1 protein-coding gene is annotated in these 237 nt (G+C 33.3%); it reads right to left on the minus strand.

Translation table 11 applies throughout. The features are described from left to right. The coding region (locus OZD61_RS03800) for a transposase (protein ID WP_274979919.1) at window positions 1–237 on the minus strand (237 nt) is incomplete at both ends.

Below are 237 nucleotides of genomic sequence, written 5' to 3' on the forward strand. Positions count from 1 at the left end.
AGCTGATAACTTGCAAATTTTTCCCAATTTGCTCAAGGTATCCTGCTATAAACCCAACTGTTTGCCTCAGGCCTATTCTAAATAAACAAGTTATTATGTGCACCAAAATTACAACTTTATCGCTATAAATATTGTTGCCACCTGGTATTTTTGGACCATTCTCGTACCACTTTTCTATGGCTTCGTTGATATAATGAAAAATATTTCCTCTTTTTTCTAGAAATTTGTTATATTCGC

The organism is Wolbachia endosymbiont of Drosophila bocki (assembly GCF_028982005.1).
In the GTDB taxonomy this organism is placed as follows: domain Bacteria; phylum Pseudomonadota; class Alphaproteobacteria; order Rickettsiales; family Anaplasmataceae; genus Wolbachia; species Wolbachia pipientis.